Here is a 1602-nt window from a genome sequence, read left to right on the forward strand (position 1 = left end):
GACCCGGCCCCGCCCTCGAGGGGGTCCCGCGCCGTGCCCCGGCCGGCACCGACCGCCCGGCCGGGGGCCGGGGGCGCCTCCGCGACGTCGACCAGCCACGGGTCCACGACCCAGGTGACGTCCGGGTGCTCCTCGGTCGCCTCGAGGACGCGGGCCAGGCGGCCGCCCGACGTCAGCTCCTCCAGGTCCTCGGCCCACTCCGTCGAGTACGGGTCGAACGCCGGGCCGACCAGGGGGACGAGGACGCTCATCCGCGTGGCCGTGACCTCCTCCACGGGGAACCACAGCGCGAACGAGCGGGCGGCGCCGAGGCGCACCCGGGACGGGTCCGCGGCGTCGACGACCTGCAGCGCCAGCCCGCGCGGCCCCCAGGCCCGTTCGCCCCGACCGAGGGCGAGCCCGTCGGCCGGGACCGTCACCGTCACCGTGGTCGCCGTCCCCGGCGCCAGGGGCACGCCGACGTCGGCCTCCGCCGCGATGCCGCCGAGGTCGCCGTCGAGGGGCGCGGTGCGCCAGCGGTCCAGGGACGTCCTGCTGATGAACGCGCGCTGGTCGACGTGCAGGAACGCCCGGGGCTGGGCGACGGGCGCCGCCGACGTGTTGGTGAGGCGGGCGGTGACGGTGAGGTCCTGCCCGGGCCGCAGGACCTGGGGCGTCACGGCCGTGATCTCGACGGTGACGGGCAGGGCGTCGTCGTCGGTGTGGGAGGTCGCGGGCACGGACCCGCTTCCGGCAGCGATGCTCCCGACGGTCGTGGTACCGGGGGCAGAGCTCTCGACAGCAGCGCCCCCGACTGCGGTGAGCCCGGTCAGCGCGCACGCGGCCACGGCGGCCGCCGCGGCGCGCCACCGGGAGGTGCGGCTCATGCCCGGGCGATCACCGCGTGCGCGGCGATCGCGAGCCGACGCTCGTTCGGGTAGGCGAGGCGGTCGGCGAGGTCGACGACGGCGACCCACGCGACGTCCTCCGCCTCGCCGTCGGGGTCGCCCTCGACGCTGAGGTCGCCGCCCACCGCCTGGAGCAGGAAGTGGTGGACGACCTTGTGCACGCGCCGGTCGTCGCCGGTGAACCAGTAGTCGATGGTCCCGAGCTGCTGCAGGACGACGCCCTGGATCCCGGTCTCCTCCGCGATCTCCCGGACCGCCGCCTCCGCGGGCGTCTCCTCGCCCTCGAGGTGACCCTTGGGCAGGCACCACTCGAGCCGGCCGGCCCGGTTGCGCCGCGCGATGACCGCCGCGTGGGGACGACCGTGGACCGTGGAGACCACGAGCCCCCCGGCCGAGGCCTCGTCGACGACCGGCAGCGGGGTCGCGTGCCGCAGGCGGGCGAGCGGGTCGATGTGCAGGGCGTGCCCGCCCGGGGGCGTGGGCACGGCGCCGTGCCGCGGGTGGGGCACGGCGGTGGACATGCGGCCACTGTAACGACCGGACCCTGGAGGTCAGGATCCCCCTCCCGGGCGCCGCGGCCGCGGCCGGGGCGGCGCCGTCGTCGGCATCTGGCACGCTGGTGTGTCGTGTCCACCCCTGCCGCCCCCGCCCCGTCGCCGTCGTCGCGGGGCCCGCGTCCCGACGCCGTCGCGCTGCAGCGCCGCGCGGCGGAGGT

2 protein-coding genes are annotated in these 1602 nt (G+C 77.8%); both read right to left on the reverse strand.

Going from position 1 to position 1602, the window contains the following annotated elements:
- A partial coding sequence (locus tag N866_RS18670; protein ID WP_034229606.1) for a DUF6049 family protein occupies nucleotides 1–866 on the reverse strand: 866 nt, incomplete at its 3' end.
- Complete coding sequence (locus N866_RS18675; RefSeq protein ID WP_034229608.1) at nucleotides 863–1408, reverse strand: NUDIX hydrolase; 546 nt, start codon at nucleotides 1406–1408, stop codon at nucleotides 863–865. The genes N866_RS18675 and N866_RS18670, both read right to left, overlap by 4 nt.
- Between the last annotated feature and the right edge of the window lie 194 nt (nucleotides 1409–1602).

Source organism: Actinotalea ferrariae CF5-4, assembly GCF_000603945.1.
GTDB classification, from domain to species: domain Bacteria; phylum Actinomycetota; class Actinomycetes; order Actinomycetales; family Cellulomonadaceae; genus Actinotalea; species Actinotalea ferrariae.